At 73.8% G+C, this 16,810-nt stretch carries 12 protein-coding genes; 10 read left to right on the forward strand and 2 right to left on the reverse strand.

The window, feature by feature from the left end; all coding sequences use genetic code 11:
- The first annotated feature begins 100 nt into the window (after window positions 1–100).
- From EBM89_RS06245 to EBM89_RS06255, 3 genes are all read left to right on the forward strand, one after another.
- Window positions 101–1,438, forward strand: coding sequence for a hypothetical protein (locus EBM89_RS06245; protein WP_147463468.1), 1,338 nt, complete (start codon window positions 101–103; stop codon window positions 1,436–1,438).
- 177 nt (window positions 1,439–1,615) lie between these two features.
- On the forward strand, window positions 1,616–2,107 hold the full coding sequence (locus tag EBM89_RS06250) for a DUF6932 family protein (RefSeq protein WP_122148595.1): 492 nt from the start codon (window positions 1,616–1,618) through the stop codon (window positions 2,105–2,107).
- Window positions 2,104–3,042: a hypothetical protein gene (locus EBM89_RS06255; RefSeq protein ID WP_122148596.1), complete on the forward strand. Its 939-nt coding sequence runs from the start codon at window positions 2,104–2,106 to the stop codon at window positions 3,040–3,042. The genes EBM89_RS06250 and EBM89_RS06255 overlap by 4 nt, the downstream gene beginning before the upstream one ends.
- Window positions 3,043–3,391: 349 nt before the next feature.
- On the opposite strand, the gene EBM89_RS06260 is transcribed toward EBM89_RS06255, so the two are convergent.
- On the reverse strand, window positions 3,392–6,562 hold the full coding sequence (locus EBM89_RS06260; RefSeq protein WP_147463469.1) for a choice-of-anchor M domain-containing protein: 3,171 nt from the start codon (window positions 6,560–6,562) through the stop codon (window positions 3,392–3,394).
- 186 nt (window positions 6,563–6,748) lie between these two features.
- Here EBM89_RS06260 and EBM89_RS06265 point away from each other — a divergent pair, with 186 nt between their 5' ends.
- Genes EBM89_RS06265 through EBM89_RS06285 form a run of 5 tightly spaced genes read left to right on the forward strand, consistent with a single transcriptional unit; the run spans window position 6,749 to window position 11,439 of the window.
- Window positions 6,749–8,353 (forward strand): anchored repeat ABC transporter, substrate-binding protein, encoded by a 1,605-nt coding sequence (locus tag EBM89_RS06265; protein WP_233571583.1) that lies wholly within the window; start codon window positions 6,749–6,751, stop codon window positions 8,351–8,353.
- 17 nt (window positions 8,354–8,370) lie between these two features.
- Complete coding sequence (locus EBM89_RS06270) at window positions 8,371–9,357, forward strand: TIGR03773 family transporter-associated surface protein (RefSeq protein ID WP_199731996.1); 987 nt, start codon at window positions 8,371–8,373, stop codon at window positions 9,355–9,357.
- Window positions 9,354–10,127 (forward strand): anchored repeat-type ABC transporter ATP-binding subunit, encoded by a 774-nt coding sequence (locus EBM89_RS06275; protein WP_199731997.1) that lies wholly within the window; start codon window positions 9,354–9,356, stop codon window positions 10,125–10,127. The genes EBM89_RS06270 and EBM89_RS06275 overlap by 4 nt, the downstream gene beginning before the upstream one ends.
- A complete protein-coding gene (locus EBM89_RS06280; RefSeq protein ID WP_199731998.1) occupies window positions 10,124–11,005 on the forward strand; it encodes an anchored repeat-type ABC transporter permease subunit in 882 nt (293 codons plus the stop codon). Before EBM89_RS06275 ends, EBM89_RS06280 begins: the two co-directional genes overlap by 4 nt.
- On the forward strand, window positions 11,002–11,439 hold the full coding sequence (locus EBM89_RS06285) for a Fur family transcriptional regulator (RefSeq protein ID WP_255414334.1): 438 nt from the start codon (window positions 11,002–11,004) through the stop codon (window positions 11,437–11,439). Before EBM89_RS06280 ends, EBM89_RS06285 begins: the two co-directional genes overlap by 4 nt.
- A gap of 33 nt (window positions 11,440–11,472) precedes the next feature.
- On the opposite strand, the gene EBM89_RS06290 is transcribed toward EBM89_RS06285, so the two are convergent.
- A complete protein-coding gene (locus EBM89_RS06290) occupies window positions 11,473–11,772 on the reverse strand; it encodes a hypothetical protein (protein ID WP_122148600.1) in 300 nt (99 codons plus the stop codon).
- A gap of 147 nt (window positions 11,773–11,919) precedes the next feature.
- Between EBM89_RS06290 and EBM89_RS06295 the strand changes: the two genes are divergently transcribed.
- A complete protein-coding gene (locus EBM89_RS06295) occupies window positions 11,920–15,888 on the forward strand; it encodes a TIGR03773 family transporter-associated surface protein (protein WP_122148601.1) in 3,969 nt (1,322 codons plus the stop codon).
- Window positions 15,885–16,703, forward strand: coding sequence for a lytic murein transglycosylase (locus tag EBM89_RS21790; protein WP_199731999.1), 819 nt, complete (start codon window positions 15,885–15,887; stop codon window positions 16,701–16,703). The genes EBM89_RS06295 and EBM89_RS21790 overlap by 4 nt, the downstream gene beginning before the upstream one ends.
- Window positions 16,704–16,810 lie beyond the last annotated feature (107 nt).

Here is a 16,810-nt window from a genome sequence, read left to right on the forward strand (position 1 = left end):
CAGTCTTGAGCGCGCACGACGAAAGAATGGGGCGAGTGCGATGGGTCGAGGAGAGGTCTTCGTTCTGGGAGCGGGGTTCTCCCGCGCCGTGTCGGGGCACATGCCGCTCACCGATGAGCTGGGGGCGCGCCTCGTTCATCTCGACGAGCAGACGTTCGGCTCCGTGCGGGGGAGTTCGTTCGAGACGTGGCTGTCTCACCGCGCAGAGCCCCAGCCGTACCTGACCGCAACCGAGAACCTCGGGCGGCAGGCCGTGTTCAGCCGTGCCACGTCATTGATCGCGGGTGAGCTCGACGAGAGCATTGCGCGCGCCCTCGCGGAGCCGATGCCGACGTGGCTCGGCGAGTTGGTGAGCGTGTGGCACTTGCGGCGTTCCCACGTGGTGACTTTCAACTACGACACCCTCGTGGAGTGTGTGCTCCCGACGATGGAGTTCTGCGACTGGCGCACGGGCAGCCAGTTCGCGTGGGGCTCGCTGCTCGCATTCAACCCCGGTGGACCGGCCGGAAGCTCTTACAACGAGGTTCAGGGCAGCGCCGCGCCGGTCGACACCTTTCGGCTCTGGAAGCTGCACGGTTCGACGAACTGGTTCTGGGTACCTGGCGACACTTCGGGCGCGAGTGCTCGTCGGGTGATGCTGCCGGGAGCCTTCAGATCTCCTCGACCGGTCGATGCCGAGGAGTACCACTGGATGGCACCGGGCCGTGAGCGGCTTCTGGTGCCGCCCTCGGCGCTGAAGTCGCCGTACTACGCGAACCCTGTGACACGCGAGACGTGGTCGAGCGGGTTCCGTGCACTGCGCTCTGCAGACATCGTCACCTTGATCGGGTACTCGCTTCCGGCGACGGACCTCACGACCGCAGGCATGCTGGGCGAAGCGCTGCACGGCGGAGTTGTGCGCGAGGTCCGGATCGTCGACATCTGTCCGGAGGCGGTGGTCGAGCGTGTGCGGGACCTGGCTCCTGCGAACGTCGATGTGCATGCGGTGTCTGCGGTCGATCCCGTGGCGTCGTACGCTGCGGAGCTGCTGGCGGACGCCGCTCGGTTGTTGGTCGCCGAGCTTCGAGCCACGAGCGACGACGACGCGAGTCTGCTTCTCGTCAGTTGGGGAGATCTCGCGCGGCAGGGGAGGAGCGCGCCCATCGTGCACCTCGAGCAGTCCGATGAAGGCCGTTCAGTCCATCTGCACGCCGGCGAGATGACCACGCTCCAGGGCGCGGTGGGCGCGCCGCAGTTCTCGTCTGAACCAATCAGCCTCTCGACGCTGCGAGCAGCGATCACGAACGCTGAGCGCCTCACGGTGTCGGTCGCCGCATCCGACGGGCGTTCCACGCTCATCGCCGCGCAACCCCACCACGCGTCGACAGGCTACGGGGACGGCCGGTGGTGGGTCCTTGTTCCCGCGGGCGCAGCTCCGGCGCCGGTCGAGCACGCTTAGCCCGGAGCTTCGTCCTGCCAGCGCCTTACCAGCGCAATGGCGTGGTCATCGCCGCAGGCGCGGCGGGACGTCTGTCCCCAATGCCGTTCGAGGATGCTCGGGTGCCGAAAGCTGCTGTCGTAGCGCTGACCTGTCGATACGGTGCGTGTAGGTGCATTCAGACGTTGGGGGCGCGCGATGATCCCGGAGCCGACCGGTCCGTACGGGCTTCTGCCCGCAGGGTGCCACCGAGCGACGCTGGACGAGATCGCGGATGTGTTCGTCAAGCGAGCACCTTTCGCAGGAGCGCGCGACAAGCTGTGGTCGACTTTCCTCACCTATCTGGACGGGGTCTGGGTGCACCTGCCGTCCGCTCGGCTCTGGATCGACGGCGGCTTCGTTACCCACAAGGCCTGGGCCGCGCCCCACGACGTCGATGTGTGCCTCGTGGTGCGTAGCCGCGAGCTCGACGCGGTGCCGGATGCGGTGCTCGATGGCATGCTGACGAAGTTCTCGTCATCAGGAGGACGAATCCAGCCCATGGCGGGTGCCGTCGATGCGTTCGTCGCGATGCGAGGCAGCGCAGAGGACCAGCAGTACTTCCGCAACCAGTGGTCTCGGGTGAAGGGCCCGGACCAGAGCGAGGTGCCGGGTACGGAGAAGGGGTACGTGGAGGTGCTGGCGCCATGAGCTCCACCGACCGACGCGAGGCGTTCGAGCGAGCCTGGAAGGCATCCTCCGGCAGCGCGAAGATGGACCGCTACCGGCGCCAGGGCTTCATGGCGATAGCGAGCGATGATCCCGAGCTCGCTGACGTGGCAGATCGGCTGTCGGCGGGCGGGCGGGCCCAGCTCGAGCTACACATCGACGAGCCCTCGTCCGCGGACCATGAAGTTCGAGCAGGTGTGCTTGGCGCATTCATGTCTCGCGCGACCCGTGCGGTGAACGAGCTGACCAAGGCGCAGCTGGGCCGGGACCGTTGGCGTCAGGGTCTCCGGGTCCTGGCGCCTGCGCTGGGCTCGGTGCAGATCACCTTCGTGGAGCCACCCCCCAGGGACTCGACCGGTGGGCAGCTGGGCGTCGGACACGTCCCAGCTCCTGAGGCAGAGGCGATGCGCCAGCTCACCGCACTTCTCATCCTCGCGGAAGCCGATGACGAAGCGCTGGACGCCACTGTGTATCGCCTACGCGGGCCGGCTCGACGCGCAGTGCGCCTCATGAGCGAGACCGTCGTCGATGCGTCGTGGACTGTCGAAGGCGAGCTGCGCCTGCTTCATCGTGATCCGGTTCGTTTCGCGATCACGACGGAGGGTGTCAGTCGTCTGGCTCGGGCGAGTAAGGAGACTGAGGACGAGCCCGTGCGTGCGGATCTGGCGGGGCAGGTCGATGGCTGGACGTGGTCCACCTCGTCGATGCGGTTCCTCCCGGACAGCGGACGGGCGTTCGACGTCGCTGTCCCTCCAGAGTTGGAGGACCTTGCTGCAAGGGCCAACGCGGGAAGAGAACGCGTGCACGTCCGGCTGTCTGGCGTTCGGGTCCATCCCGCCGGCGACTCGGCGACGGTTCGTACGAGCTATTGGCTGGATGCGCTGGAAGTCGACGCTCAGCTCGACACCGGGCTGTAGGCCTGGTCGGCCGACGAGATTGCTCGACGTTCGCGGCTCCCCCTGCGCGGGAGGTCGGACCGAGGCCTGCGGACTCGTGCGTGATCGCGTCCTCGCTGCTGCTTCGACCTACTCGTGACTCTGAAGTGTGCAGATGCCGGAGCACGATCCTCTGGCCAGCACAGACGCGCGTGGACGACCACAGTGCTCACACAGCAGGAGGATCCCCCCGCTACACAGCCTGACGAGAGTCGGAGACGAAGGCCCCCAGGGATTCCCTGGGGGCCTTCGTCGTTCCTGCGGGCGCGGTCCCGCGGCGGCTGGTGGCGAGGCCCCGGGGCCCGGCGGTGCGCCGGCCCCCGGGGTTCCCTCAGCCGGCGACCGGCCTGCGGCGCTGCCGTGCGACGAGGACGCCCACGGCGCCCACGACCAGGAGCGCCGAGGCCCACAGCCACAGCACCGGCAGCGCGTCGGAGCCGGTCACCGCGAGCTCGGTCGTCCCGACGGCCGTCGGCGCGGCCGAGACGCTGAGCGCCGACCACCCGAGCAGGGTGCCGTCCGCGGCGAACACCGCGAGCCGGTGGTCACCCGCCGGGGCGTCCGCCGGGATGCGGACGGTGATCGCACCCGTCGCGTCGGCCTGGGTCCAGCCGCCCCCGAGCAGGACGGGGGTGGAGAACATCCACGCCGCCACCCACTCGCCCGCGTGCTCCGCGCCGAGTGCGACGCGCACGACCTGGCCGGCCGCGGGGGAGTCGTCCGAGACCGTCACGCCACCGGGTGCCGTCGTGCCGAGGTCGGCCGCGGTGCGCGGGGTCGGCGCGGTGGCGGGACGGTCCTCGCCCGTGCCGGGCAGCGTGCCCGGGTCGGTGGGCTCCGGGGCCGGCTCGGGCGTGGTGCCCGGGTCGGTCGGGTCCGGGGTCGGCTCCGGCGAGGTGCCGGGGTCGGTCGGCTCGGGCGTCGGCTCCGGCGAGGTGCCCGGGTCGGTCGGCTCCGGGGTGGGCTCCGTGCCGTGGTCGTCCACCACGAGCGTCACCGGCTGCGACTCCCGGTAGGCCGCGATCGGCGTGCCGTCGGGGTAGACCGGCTGGGCGACGAACGCGGCCCCGTCGAGGTCGGCGGTGGCCGTGAACGACAGGGTGTCGCCCGTGACCGGCGTGCCGGTCCCGTCGACGACCACGGACGGGGCGGGCTCGCCGTCCTTCTGGACCCACCAGCCGAGGTCGAACACGGTGCCGGGCTCGACCGAGGCCGTCAGCTCGACCGTGTCGCCCGAGTGGTAGTGGTCGGCGGGAGCCGCCACGGTCGTGACCTGGCGTGCGGCGGCGCCGTGGTCGTCGTGCTGGATCGTGCCCGGCTCGCTGGTGGCGAGCGGCTCACCGGCGGCGTCGAACATCTCGACGCGGACGCGCGTGCCGGCCAGCGCCTGCTCGGCGACGAGGTCGAGCGTGGCGGAGGTCGCGCCCTCGATGTCGACGAACTCGTCCGAGCGGGGGAGCTGCCACGACCACTGGTAGGTGTCGGTGGCCGACGCCTCCGGGAACGCGGACGCGGTCAGTTCGATGTCCCAGCCCTGGTGGTAGTGGTCGGAGAGCCCGCCGACGAAGAGGTCGTACTCCCCGGGCTGCGCGTCGGTGAGGCGGATCGGCACGGAGGCGCCGCCCACGAAGTCGCCGGTCGAGCCTCGGTCCACGTCCAGGCGGAGGAGGCCGTTGTCGCCGAGCCCCTGCGTGATCTCGATCTGCGCGGAGGCGTCCGCGGTCTCGAGGAGCGTCGTCTGCGTGTACTGGTGGCTGGTCGGGTCGACGTCGACGTAGTACCACGTGTACCGCAGGTCGTCCGTGGTGGGGTCGACCACCGCCGCGACGTCGGCGACGTCCCCGAGGCGGTAGGCGGCGCCGTTGCCCGTGATGCCGACGTGCCGGTTCAGGACCTCGGTCGTCACCGCCGGCGACTGGCCGAGCACCTCACCGGTGGTGTCGTCGACGAGCTGGGCGACCAGCTCGTCGAGGTACAGCGAGCTGGCGGGGACGGTCAGGCCGTCGGCCGTCGGCTGGAAGCCCTCGGACTCCGACGGGGCACCGTAGGTGGTGGTGTACGCGAACGTCCGCGTCCACCAGCGCACGGACTCGCCCGCGGCCGGGGCGCGGCCCTCCAGTCCCGCGACGACCTGGTCGCCGCGGAAGTACTGGTCCTGGATGCCGGTGATGCGCAGCGCCTCGCCGAAGCCGACGTTCTCACCGGTGACCTCCAGCGTGACGGCCGGGGTCTCGTGGAGCTTCGTGTACGCGTCGGCCGGGGTGACGACGGCCCGGAGCCGGGCGCCCGCCAGGGCCTCGGTCGCGTCGCGCACGAAGTGGCCGTTCGCGGCGATGTCGGCGTCCCGGACGTAGGACGAGCCGAGCTCGCCGAGGTCGAGGATCCAGCGGAACCGCTCGCCGTCGGCGAGGTCGTAGCCGCCGATGCGCAGGTCGATGGTCTCGCCGGTCGCGTAGGCCAGGTCCCCGTAGATGCCGAGGACCTCGTCCTGCCCGTCCTCGGCGACCGTGACGGTCGTCGCCGCCGAGGTGGAGATGTCGGACAGGTTCTCGACGGCGGGCACGTACCGCGCGGTCAGCGACCGGGCGCCGAGCCCCAGCGACGACGTCACGAACGACGCGGTGCCGGCCACGACCGGCTCGTGCCCGAGGACGGTGCTGCCGTCGAGGAACTCGACGTACCCGTCGACCGCCGGGGTGACGGTCGCGGTCAGCGTGACGGCGTCGCCCGGGGCGATCTGCGCGGTCGACGCGGCGAGCGTCGTCTGCGTGGCGACGTCCTCGGGGAGGTCGCCGACCACGAACGTCCACACCCCGGTGTCGGACAGCGTCTGCCCGCCGCGCTGGGCCGAGGCCTCGACGGTGAGGGCGTACGTCCCCGGTGCGGTGAACGCCCAATTGGCGTGCAGGTGCACGCCGCTGCTCGGCCGGGAGAACGACTTCAGGTCGGGGTCCGACGCGGAGGTGTCCTCGTCGCTCGACCACAGGCGCTCGCCGACCGGGGCCGTCGTGCCGTTCAGGTAGAGCTCGACGTCACCCGGGCCCTCGACGTCGACGAGGCGGAACGTGGTGTCGCCGTCGAAGGTGCCTGCCGGCACCGACTCGGTCGAGAACCCGGGCCAGATCAGGGCCGGGTCCTGCGTGATCGGGGCGAGCCAGACGTCGCTGCCGCCCGGCGCGATGAAGTCGAAGGCGTCCGTCGTGGTCGGCAGGGTCGTCCGCGCCTGCTCGGCGAGGTGGAACCACAGGTCGTCCTCGTCGTAGCGCGTGCCGCGCTCGGGCACGTCGGCCTTCGCGCCCAGGACCAGCGCGCCGTCCTCGAAGAACGTGGAGACGGCGTCGCTGTGCACCGCGCCGATCACGGTCTTCTCGACGGGGGCGGGCGCGGAGCCCTCCGCTGCTGCCGCGGGTGCGACGGGCAGGGCCACGAGGCTGGCCCCGGTGGCGAGCGCCGTCAGCACCCCCGTCCTGCGACGCCGTCCGACCGGTGGTTCGTTGCGCATCCCTCGTCCTCTCCTGCTGCTCTGGTGGGGCCTCGCCCACCTCGCTACGGCAGGCGTCGGTGACGCGCGCGGGAGGGTGAGCACCCCTAGGTATACATGATAATGAGTATCGACATCGCACAGTCGGGTCACCGCGACGCCATTGGCCGTCCTCAGAGGCGACTGATAACCGGTATCGTTAGCGACGTGAGGATCGTGAGCAGGCGTGCGCGCCGACGGACGGCGGCGCTCGGGCCGGTGGTCCTCGCGACCCTCGGGCTCGCCCTCGCCGGGTGCGCCGGCACCGCCGGGACGCCGGACGACCGGCTGCAGGTGGTGACCACCACGCCGGTGCTCGCCGACCTCGCCCGCCAGGTCGCCGGCGACCGGGCCCGGGTGACCTCGATCGTCCCGGACCGCGGCGACCCGCACTCCTACGAGCCCTCGCTCCGCGACGTCCGGGACGTCGTCTACGCCGACGTCGCGTTCAGCAACTACATGCTGCTGGAGGAGCACGCGATCATCCGGACCCTGGACGCGAACCTGCGCCCGGGGGTGCCCAACGTCTCGCTGGCCGAGTCGGCGGTGAAGTACGCCGCCGAGGTGATCCCGCTGGTCGAGAACGTCAACCTGGACACGGTCTGGCTCGGCCTGCGGGTCGCCGGGTCGGGCGCCGAGCACGGGGCCACCCGCGCCTCGCAGGTGGAGATCACCGCCACCCGGGTGGACGGGCCGGGCCAGCTCACCGCGTACCTCACCGAGACGTTCGGGTCCCCGCGGGTCTACGTCGACTCGCAGGACGGCGTCGGCACCAGCGCCGACAGCGTCACGCTCCCCGCCGAGGCCCACTCGCACATGTCGTGGACCTTCTCCGAGCCGGGCGTCTACCGGCTCGGGCTCGCGGCGCGCCTCGCGGTCACGGACGACGCCGACCCGGTGGACGTCGGCAGCGGGACCTTCACCTTCGTCGTGGGGGTGGACCCGCACGCCGTGGCCGGGCAGGCCGGCGCCGCGGTGCTCGACGCGGGCCACGCCGACCTGACCGTCGACCTCGACTCCGGCGAGCTGGTCGTGGTCGCGGACGAGGCGCCGGGCGGCGCCGCGCACGACCACGCGCACGACGGGGACCCCGGGTCGGGGCAGCGCACGTACGCCGCGGACGAGGTCGTGATCGCGGTGCCGGGCAAGGCGCTCGCCCCGGTGCCGGCGGGCCAGGGCTTCGGGTTCCTCGGGCGCGGCGACGAGCAGATCTACCAGCTGCCGCAGGCCGTGCTCGGCAAGCACGTGCACGGCGAGATCGACCCGCACCTGTGGCTGGACGTCCGCAACGCGCGCGCGTACGTCGAGATCATGCGCGACACCCTGGTCTCGGCGGACCCGGCGGGCGCCGCGGACTACCGGGCGAACGCCGAGGCGTACCTGGACGTGCTGGCGCGGACCGACGCGTACGTCACCGAGCGGATCGCCTCGATCCCGCAGTCCCGCCGCTACCTGGTGACCACCCACGACGCGTTCGCCTACCTCGGGCGCGCCTACGGGCTCACCGTCGCGGGCTTCGTCACCCCGAACCCCGCCGTCGAGCCCAGCCTGGCCGACCGGCGCAAGCTCGCCGAGACCATCGACGCCCTCGAGGTGCCGGCGGTGTTCCTCGAACCCGCGCTGGCCGGACGGTCCTCGGTGCTGGCCGAGGTCGCCGCGGACGCCGGCGTGCAGGTCTGCCCGATCTACTCCGACTCCTTCGGGCCGGACGTGGGCTCCTACGTCGAGCTGATGCGGTTCGACGCCGACTCCCTGGCGCGGTGCCTGGGATGACCGACCGAGAGGTGCCGATGACGACCCCCCGATCCCGTGCGCGTGCCGTCCCCCTCGCGCTGACCGCCGTCGCCGCGCTCGTCGCGCTGGCGGTCGCCCCGGGGACCGCGTCCGCCGCCGGCGACCAGGACCCCGCGCTCGACCAGGAGGTCGACGGCGGCGAGGTCACCGCCACCGAGCAGTCCGCGATCGGCACCGGCCACGTGGACCTCGGGCCGCGCTTCGTCGACGGGCGGTGGCGGCTCCAGGCCCGGGACGACCGCGCCGTGCCCGCCGTGTGGCGGGACCCGGCCGGGACGGTGCTGCAGGTGGTCGACGCCGCGGCGCTCCCCGTGCCCGACAGCGCCGACTACGCGTTCCTCGGTGCCGAGCCGGGGGACACCGTGCACGTGGTCCCGCAGACCCAGGCGTCCGACGTCGTGTGGCTCGGGTGGAACACGCAGGACCCGGAGGTGGTCGAGCGCATCGACCGCGGCGCGACGCTCAGCCTGCACGGGGTGCAGGGGCCGGGGGACGTCGTGGTCTTCCTGCAGGAGGGGGTCGCGGGGGCGCCGAACGTGCTGTGGGACTCCGCGCAGGCGTTCCCGCAGGACCTCTGGATGGACGTGAACACCCACGTGCACGCCAACTGGGTGTTCACCGAGCCGGGGGTGTACGTGCTCGACGTCGACGTGCACGCCGACCTGGTCGACGGCACCCGGGCGACCGACCGCACGGTGCTGCGGTTCGCCGTCGGCGACGCGACCGACCCGCAGGCCGCGCTGGACGCGGCGCTCGTGAGCACGCCGGACGCGACCACTGCCGCCCCCGACGCGGACGCTGACCCGGCCGCCGCCGCGCCCGAGGAGCAGACGGGCGGCGTGCCCGCGGGTGTCGTGGGCGCGCTGGCCGGTGTCGGCGTGGCCGTGGTCGTGGTGCTGGTCGGCGGGGGAGCGCTCGCGGCACGCCGCCGCCGTGCCCTCGTGGATGCCGAGTACGCGGAGCCGCGGGAGGACGGTCGGTGACCGCCCCCGACCTGGGCACCCCGGCGCTGGAGGTGCGGGGTGTGCGCGTCGTGCTCGGCGGCCGCCTCGTGCTGCGCGACGCGGACCTGGTGGTGCGCGACGGTGACTTCCTCGGCCTGATCGGGCCGAACGGCGCCGGCAAGACGACGCTGCTGCGCGCGGTGCTCGGGCTGGTGCCGGTGCGCGACGGCAGCGTGGCGGTCGGCGGCCGGAGCAGCCGCGCGGCCCGCGCGGGCATCGGCTACGTGCCGCAGCGCCACGAGTTCGCCTGGGACTTCCCGATCAGCGTCGAGGACGCGGTGCTCAGCGGCCGCACCCGGCGCATCGGCCTGCTGCGGCGGGCCGGGGTGGACGACCTGCGGGCGGTGCGGGACGCGATCGACCGGGTCCGGCTGACCGACCTGCGTCGCCGTCCGGTGGGGCAGCTGTCCGGCGGGCAGCGCCAGCGGGTGCTGGTCGCGCGCGCCCTGGCGCTGCGGCCCCGGGTGCTGCTGCTGGACGAGCCGTTCACGGGCCTCGACATGCCCACCCAGGAGCTGCTCACCGACCTGTTCTCCGGCCTCGCCGCCGAGGGCGTCGCCGTGGTGATGACCACGCACGACCTGGCCGGCGCGCTGTACTCGTGCAGCCGGATCGCCCTGCTGAACCGCACCGTCCTGGCGACCGGGTCGCCGGACGAGGTACGCGACCCCGACCTGTGGTCGCGGGCGTTCGAGATCTCCCCGGACTCCCCGCTGCTGCGCGCGATCGGCCTGGAGGTGCCCGCGTGATCTCCCCGGTGGACTTCGTCGCCGACCTGCTGAACCCCGACCTGGCGTTCCTGGGCAAGGCGCTGCTGGTGGCGCTGATGTCCAGCGTGGTGTGCGGGGTGATCGGCACCCACGTCGTGCTGCGCGGCATGGCGTTCATCGGCGAGGCGGTCGCCCACGCGGTGTTCCCCGGGCTGGCGGTCGCGTTCCTGCTCCAGGGCTCCCTGGTGCTCGGCGGGGCGGTCGCCGGGGTCGTCACGGCGGTGCTGGTCGCGGTGTTCTCGCAGAACCGGCGGCTCAAGGAGGACTCGGTCATCGGGATCTTCTTCGTCGCCGCGTTCGCGCTGGGCATCGTGATCATCAGCCGGGCGCCCGGGTACGCGGGCTCGCTGCAGGACTTCCTGTTCGGCTCGATCACCGGCATCCCCGACCGGGACGTGGTGACGGTCGCCGTCGCCGGGGCGCTGCTGGTCGCGGGCGTGCTGCTGCTGCACAAGGAGCTCGTGACGGTCAGCCTCGACCGGGAGATGGCGCGCGCCTCCGGCCTGCCGGTCTTCGTGCTCGACCTGGTGCTCTACGTGATGGTGACCATCGCGATCGTGGTGTCGGTGCAGACCATCGGCAACATCCTCGTGCTGGCGCTGCTGATCACCCCGGCGGCCACCGCGCGCATGCTCACCGACCGGCTCGGCGTGATGATGGCGCTCGCCCCGTGCTTCGGGGCGCTGGCGGCGCTGGTCGGCGTGTACCTGTCGTGGAGCCTCGACCTGCCGACGGGCGGCACGATCGTGCTGGTGGCGACGGCGGTGTTCCTGCTCGCCTGGTTCTTCGCCCCCCGGCACGGTCTGGCGCGGGCGCTGCAGCACCGGGCGGGCCGGCGCGCGGAGGTGCTGGCGTGACCGGGCGGGAGCCGGAGGCGTCCGAGCGGCGCAGCACGCGGCAGCGCACGGCGATCACGGCGGTGATGACGGAGGTCGTCGACTTCCGCAGCGCCCGGCAGATCCACGCGGTGCTGCGCGAGCGCGGGCACGAGATCGGGCTCGCCACGGTCTACCGCAACCTGCACGACATGGAGCAGCGCGGTGAGGTCGACGTGCTGCGCGCGGGCGGCGGGGACACCGCGGTCTACCGGCGGTGCGAGCGCCACGAGCACCACCACCACCTGGTGTGCCGCCGGTGCGGGCGGGCGGTGGAGGTCGAGGGGCCGGTGATCGAGTCGTGGGCGGCCCGGGTGGCCCGTGACGAGGGGTTCTCGGAGGTCACCCACGCGATGGAGCTGTTCGGCACCTGCGGGGCGTGCACCCGTGCCGAGCGGGGTCGGCCGCGCCCCTGAGGCGGCAGCGGGCGCCGGGGGTGCGGGGCGAGGTCAGTGCTCGTCGACGTGGTCCCCGTGCAGCGCGTGGTGGTGCTCGCCGTGCACGTAGTCGACGTGGTCGCCGTGCGGGACCGTCGCGTGGCCGCAGCCCTCCCCGTGCTGGTGGTCGTGCGCGCCGTCGGTGGCGTGCACGTCGGCGTGGTGCTCGTCGACGTGGCCCGTGTGCACGTGGTGCAGGTGGCCGTCGTGCAGGTAGTCGACGTGCCCCTCGTGCTCGACGGCCGCGTGGCCGCAGTCGGCGGCGTGGACGTGGGTGTGCTCGGTGTGCGTCTCGTGCTCGGTGGTGGTCATACGAGCAGTGGACCACCGGACCGCACGGCCCGCACGGGGTGTCGGGCGGCGCGGGCATTACTGATAACGACATCGACTATCATATTGTGTGGTCGCTGAGACCGCTCCCCCCGAGAGGCGTGCTCGCGCGCCGTGGAAAGGACCTCGATGACCCCGCGTCCCCGACGCAGGCCCGCCGCGCTGGCGGTGGTGGTCGGATCCCTGATCCCGCTGCTGATCCTGCCCACTGCGGCGGCCGCCGCCCCGGTCCTCACGGACGCGGTCGTCACCCGCCCGGTCGGCCCCCCGGAGGACCCGGACCCCGGCGCGGGCGAGGGGCCCGCGCAGGCCGTCGCGACCACGGTGACGGTGCCGACGGCGAGCGCGACCTCGCTGCGCGCCGGCGACCCGCTGACCCTGAGCTCGACGGTCGCGCCGGCCGAGGTGCCGGGCTGGGTGGAGTTCGTGCACCAGTCGGGCTCCGTCGGCGGCGCCGCGGTGGTCGACGGCGAGGCGACCCTGGTCACGACGGCGCTGCCGATCGGCGAGCACCTGGTGACGGCGGAGCTCTGGCCGGACGACACCGAGGCGTTCGCGCCGAGCACCTCCGCCGGGGTGCGGGTCACCGTGACCCCGGCGCGCGACACCGCGCAGCTGTTCGTGGCCGGGCTGCAGCCGCAGTACGACGACGGCGCGACCATCACCCTCACCGCCGCCGGCGACCCGCTGGGCGAGGGCGAGAGCTACCGCTGGGTCGAGCGGCCGGTCGGCGGCGACCGGTGGGAGACGGTCTGGGACGACGCGGCGGGTCGCCTCGAGACGGGGGCGAGCCTGGTCCGCACCGCCACCCGCCACTACAACGGCCACGAGTACGCGGTGCAGGTGCTGAAGGACCGCGGTGTGCTCGCCCAGTCCGCGCCGGTCGCCCCGGTCGTCGTCGGCGAGAGCCGGGGCAGCGGCATCGACGTGCGGATCGACGGCGTCGCCGCGAGCTACCCGTACGCGACGTACACGACGCTCCGGGCCGTCGGCGCGGCGCTGCCGGACGGCGCCCGCTACGAGTGGTTCCAGCACCAGCCCCGGTGGACGGACCCCGACCAGCCGAGCGACCTCGGCGACCCCGCCGGCACCGACACCAAGACGCTGTACGTCCCCGAGTGGGGCGTGCTGGACATCGGGGTGCGGGTCGTCGGCGCCGACGGCACGGTCCTCGGCACCTCGCCGCTGTACACGCTGGTGTCGCAGGCACCGCCCGTCCTGGCCATCGAGGGCCTGCTGGCGGTGTACGCCCCGGGCGACGTCATCCGCGCCACCGCCGTGGTCGACCCGGCGGACGCCCCGTTCGACGAGTACCGGTGGACCCTGCAGCAGGGTCGGCAGTCCCGGGTCCTGGACGCCACCGGACCGGTCGTGGAGATCCCCGCGACCACGGACCTCGACCGGGCGTCCCTCAGCGTCTCCCTGGTCGAGCCGACCCGCCGCGAGCGCCAGGTCGGCTACGCCTCGGAGCAGCTCGTCGTGTCCGAGCCGGGCGCCGTCCCGGCGCTGTTCTTCGGCCCCATCGCCCGGCACTACCACTCCGGCGAGGCGCTCGGCATCCAGGTGACCTCGACCGTCCCGCTGACCGAGGGGATGCACTACCGCTGGTACCTGCAGCGCGCGGACCAGGCCGAGGAGCACCTCGTCGACGGGGCGACCGGGTCGCGGCTGGACGTCGTGGCCGAGGTCGCGCTCGCGGGCAGCCAGATCCGCGTCGAGCTGGTGGATGCGCAGGGCGCGGTCGTCGCGGCGCTCGGGCCCCAGGGGATCGCGGTCGACGACCACGGCAACCCGCCGGTGCGCACGCTGGGCCTGGTCGCCGAGCAGGACCCGGGCGCGGGCGACGTCGTGACGTTCCGGGCCGCGGCCAGCCCGGCGACCGTGGTCGACCGCTACGAGTGGTGGGTCACGCCGGCCGGCGCGACCGAGCCCGAGCTCCGCGAGGTCACCCGCACCCCGCAGTGGTCGCTGCGCCGCGTGGCAGCCGACGACGGGGCGCAGGTGCACGCGACGCTGACCCTGGACACGGGCGCCACGTACATCCGGTCCGCGGCGGTCGCGATCGACCCTGTCGATCCGGGCGACCCGGATGAGCCTGACGACCCCGGGACCCCGGGGCCGGGCGCGGGGTGGGCGGACCTGCCGCTGTCCGGCCGGTCGGTGCTGTCCGTGGGGCACATGGACGTGCTCGCCACCGTGACCGCGGACGACCTGCACGTCGACATCCACGACGGCAGCAGCGCGCCCGCGCGCACCCACGAGGTCGACGACGCGGCGTTCTACGCGGCACCGGGCTCGTTCCTGGCCTCCGACCGGCTGGCGGAGGTGTTCGGCGCGGGGGTCTCCGAGGCGTGGGTGCTGCCCCAGACGCAGAACTTCTCGCTGGTCTGGCCCGGCTGGAACGTCGCGCCCTCCGGCACGCCGGTGACGTGGACGCTGGACGGCGTGCGCGGCCCCGGCCGGTTCGCGCTCTTCGAGACCGGCAGCTTCGGCGACCTCCGCCTGCTGCTCAGCGACACCGGCAGCCCGGACGCCCTCACGTACACCGAGCACGCGCACGGCTCGTGGGCCTTCACATCCGAGGGCGTCTACTGCCTCGACTCCACGTACTCGACCGGGACGGGCGCGGCGCGCCGGGCGGAGTCGGCGACCCTGCTGGTCGCCGTCGGCGACGTCGACCCCGAGCGGGTGACGGAGCAGATGTGCGGCCGGACGCCGGAGCAGATCGTGGACGACGTGCGGCCCGGGGTCGCGCCCGACCCCGTCGACGCGGCTGCGCTGACCGACGCGGCCCGCGGCGGGGTGCGGGCCGCGGGGTCGACCGTCACCACCGGCGGCGGCACGGTCGACGTCTTCGTCGGTACCGGCCAGGCCGGGCGCTGGGTGTCGCTGTGGTGGTACTCGACGCCGCGCGACCTCGGCTGGTCCCGGGTCGCCTCCGACGGGTGGGTGCGGGGCGTCCCGGTCGGGGCCACGACCGTCGGCGACCACCGGCTCGCCGTGCTGGACCGGGACGGCGAGCTGGTCGGCTGGGCGCCGGTGCGGGTCACCGTCCTGGAGCCGCCGCGCGACCCGGTGCCCTCGCCGGGCCCGGCGCCGGCGCCCGTGGCCCAGCCCGCCTCGACCGAGGTCTGCACGCCCACCCCCGTCCAGCGGCAGGTCGCCGCCGGGGACGCGGCGGTCGTCGCCGCGGGGCACCTCGACGTCGGCGCGCAGCTGGTCGGCGGCGACCTGGTCGCGCGGATCAAGGACGACCACCACGTGTGGCGCGACCCCGCGGGCATGGTGCTGCACGTGTCCGACACGGCGCGGGGCACGGTGCCCGCCGGGTACGGGTTCCTCGGGGCCCCGGGGTCGACGATCTGGACCATCCCGGAGGCGCAGGCCGCCGGCGTCCCCTGGCTGGGCTGGAACACCCAGCACCCGTCGGTGACGTCGGGCCTGACCGGCGGCGTGACCTTCTCGCTGACCTCCGTGTCCGGTCCCGGGGACGTCGTGGTGTACATGGGCGGGACGCTCGGCGGTGCCGGGCAGCGGGTCTTCGACACCGTCGGAGGGCCGCGGTCGACCACCGTGCCGCTGAACACCCACCAGCACGCCAACTGGGTGTTCACCCGCCCGGGCGCGTACCACCTCACCCTCACGCAGACCGGGACGACCACCGCCGGGCAGCGGGTCTCGGCGACGGGTGTGCTGCACGTGTTCGTCGGGTCGGGCGACCCGCGGTCCGCCGCGGCGACCACCACCGTCACCGAGTGGGTGGGCCGGACGGCCTCCGGCGCGGAGTGCGCGCTGTCGCCCGACCAGCTGGCCGCCGTCGGTGGCTCCGGCGCCGGCAGCACGGCGCTGACCGCCCGCTCCGCGACCCAGGCCGCCGCGCTCGCCGCGGTGCTCGCAGTGCCGGAGCCGGACCCCGGACGGTCCGGTGACGACGGGGCGGTGCGTGCCGACGGACCCGTGGCGGACCCCCCGGTGGCGCAGCGGGGGATGACCGGTGTGCTCGTGCTCGGGCTGCTGGCCGGGCTGGCGCTCGTCGCCGCCGCCGTGACGGGCCGCCGGTGGTGGCGCGCCCAGGGACCGACGAGGAGCGGACGATGACCACGCAGCACAGCCGGACGACCGGCGCAGGACGCACCGTGGGCCGCTGGCGCGGTCCGGTCACCGCGGGTCTGGTGGTGGCCGGCCTCGGGCTGGCGGGCGCCGCCGTCGCGGTGGCCGCGAGCGACGACCCGGGTCCCGCGGCCGAGACCCGACCCGCCCCGACGGCGCCCACCCCGTCCGCCACGCCCCCGTCCGCCACGCCCCGGCCGACGGCGAGCGCGTCGCCGCAGGCCGCCGCGACCCGGTCGACCGGCGACCGGGTCGACGCGGACTGGCTCGCCCGCACCGCCGAGCGGTCGGGGATCCCCCCGGTCGCGCTGCGGGCCTACGCGGGAGCCGCGCTGGCGCTGGGGGAGGAGCAGCCCGGCTGCGGGATCGGGTGGAACACCCTCGCCGCGATCGGGCTCGCCGAGTCGGACCACGGCACCGCGGGAGGTAGTGCGCTCGACGCGCGGGGTGTCGCGGTGCCGCCGGTGCTGGGGCCCGCGCTCGACGGCAGCGCGGGGCGCGCCCGGATCGCCGACACCGACGCCGGGGCCCTCGACGGCGACACCCGGCTGGACCGTGCCGTCGGGCCGATGCAGATGATCCCGCAGACGTGGGCCACCTGGGCGGCGGACGGCGACGGCGACGGCGTGGCCGACCCGCAGAACGTCACCGACGCCGCGCTCGCCGCCGCGCGCTACCTCTGCGTCTCGGGGGACCTGGCGGACCCCGAGATCTGGGTGCAGGCGGTCGCGAGCTACAACGACGACCTGGCGTACAACAACGCCGTCGCGGACGAGGCGGAGCGGCTGGCGGGACTCGGCTGACGAGCGCGAATAGGTCCTGCGGCCGGGCTGACGTAGACTGGTGCCACCGACGCGGGGTGGAGCAGCTCGGTAGCTCGCTGGGCTCATAACCCAGAGGTCGCAGGTTC

It is taken from the genome of Cellulomonas triticagri (genome assembly GCF_003696205.1).
GTDB classification, from domain to species: Bacteria; Actinomycetota; Actinomycetes; order Actinomycetales; family Cellulomonadaceae; genus Cellulomonas; species Cellulomonas triticagri.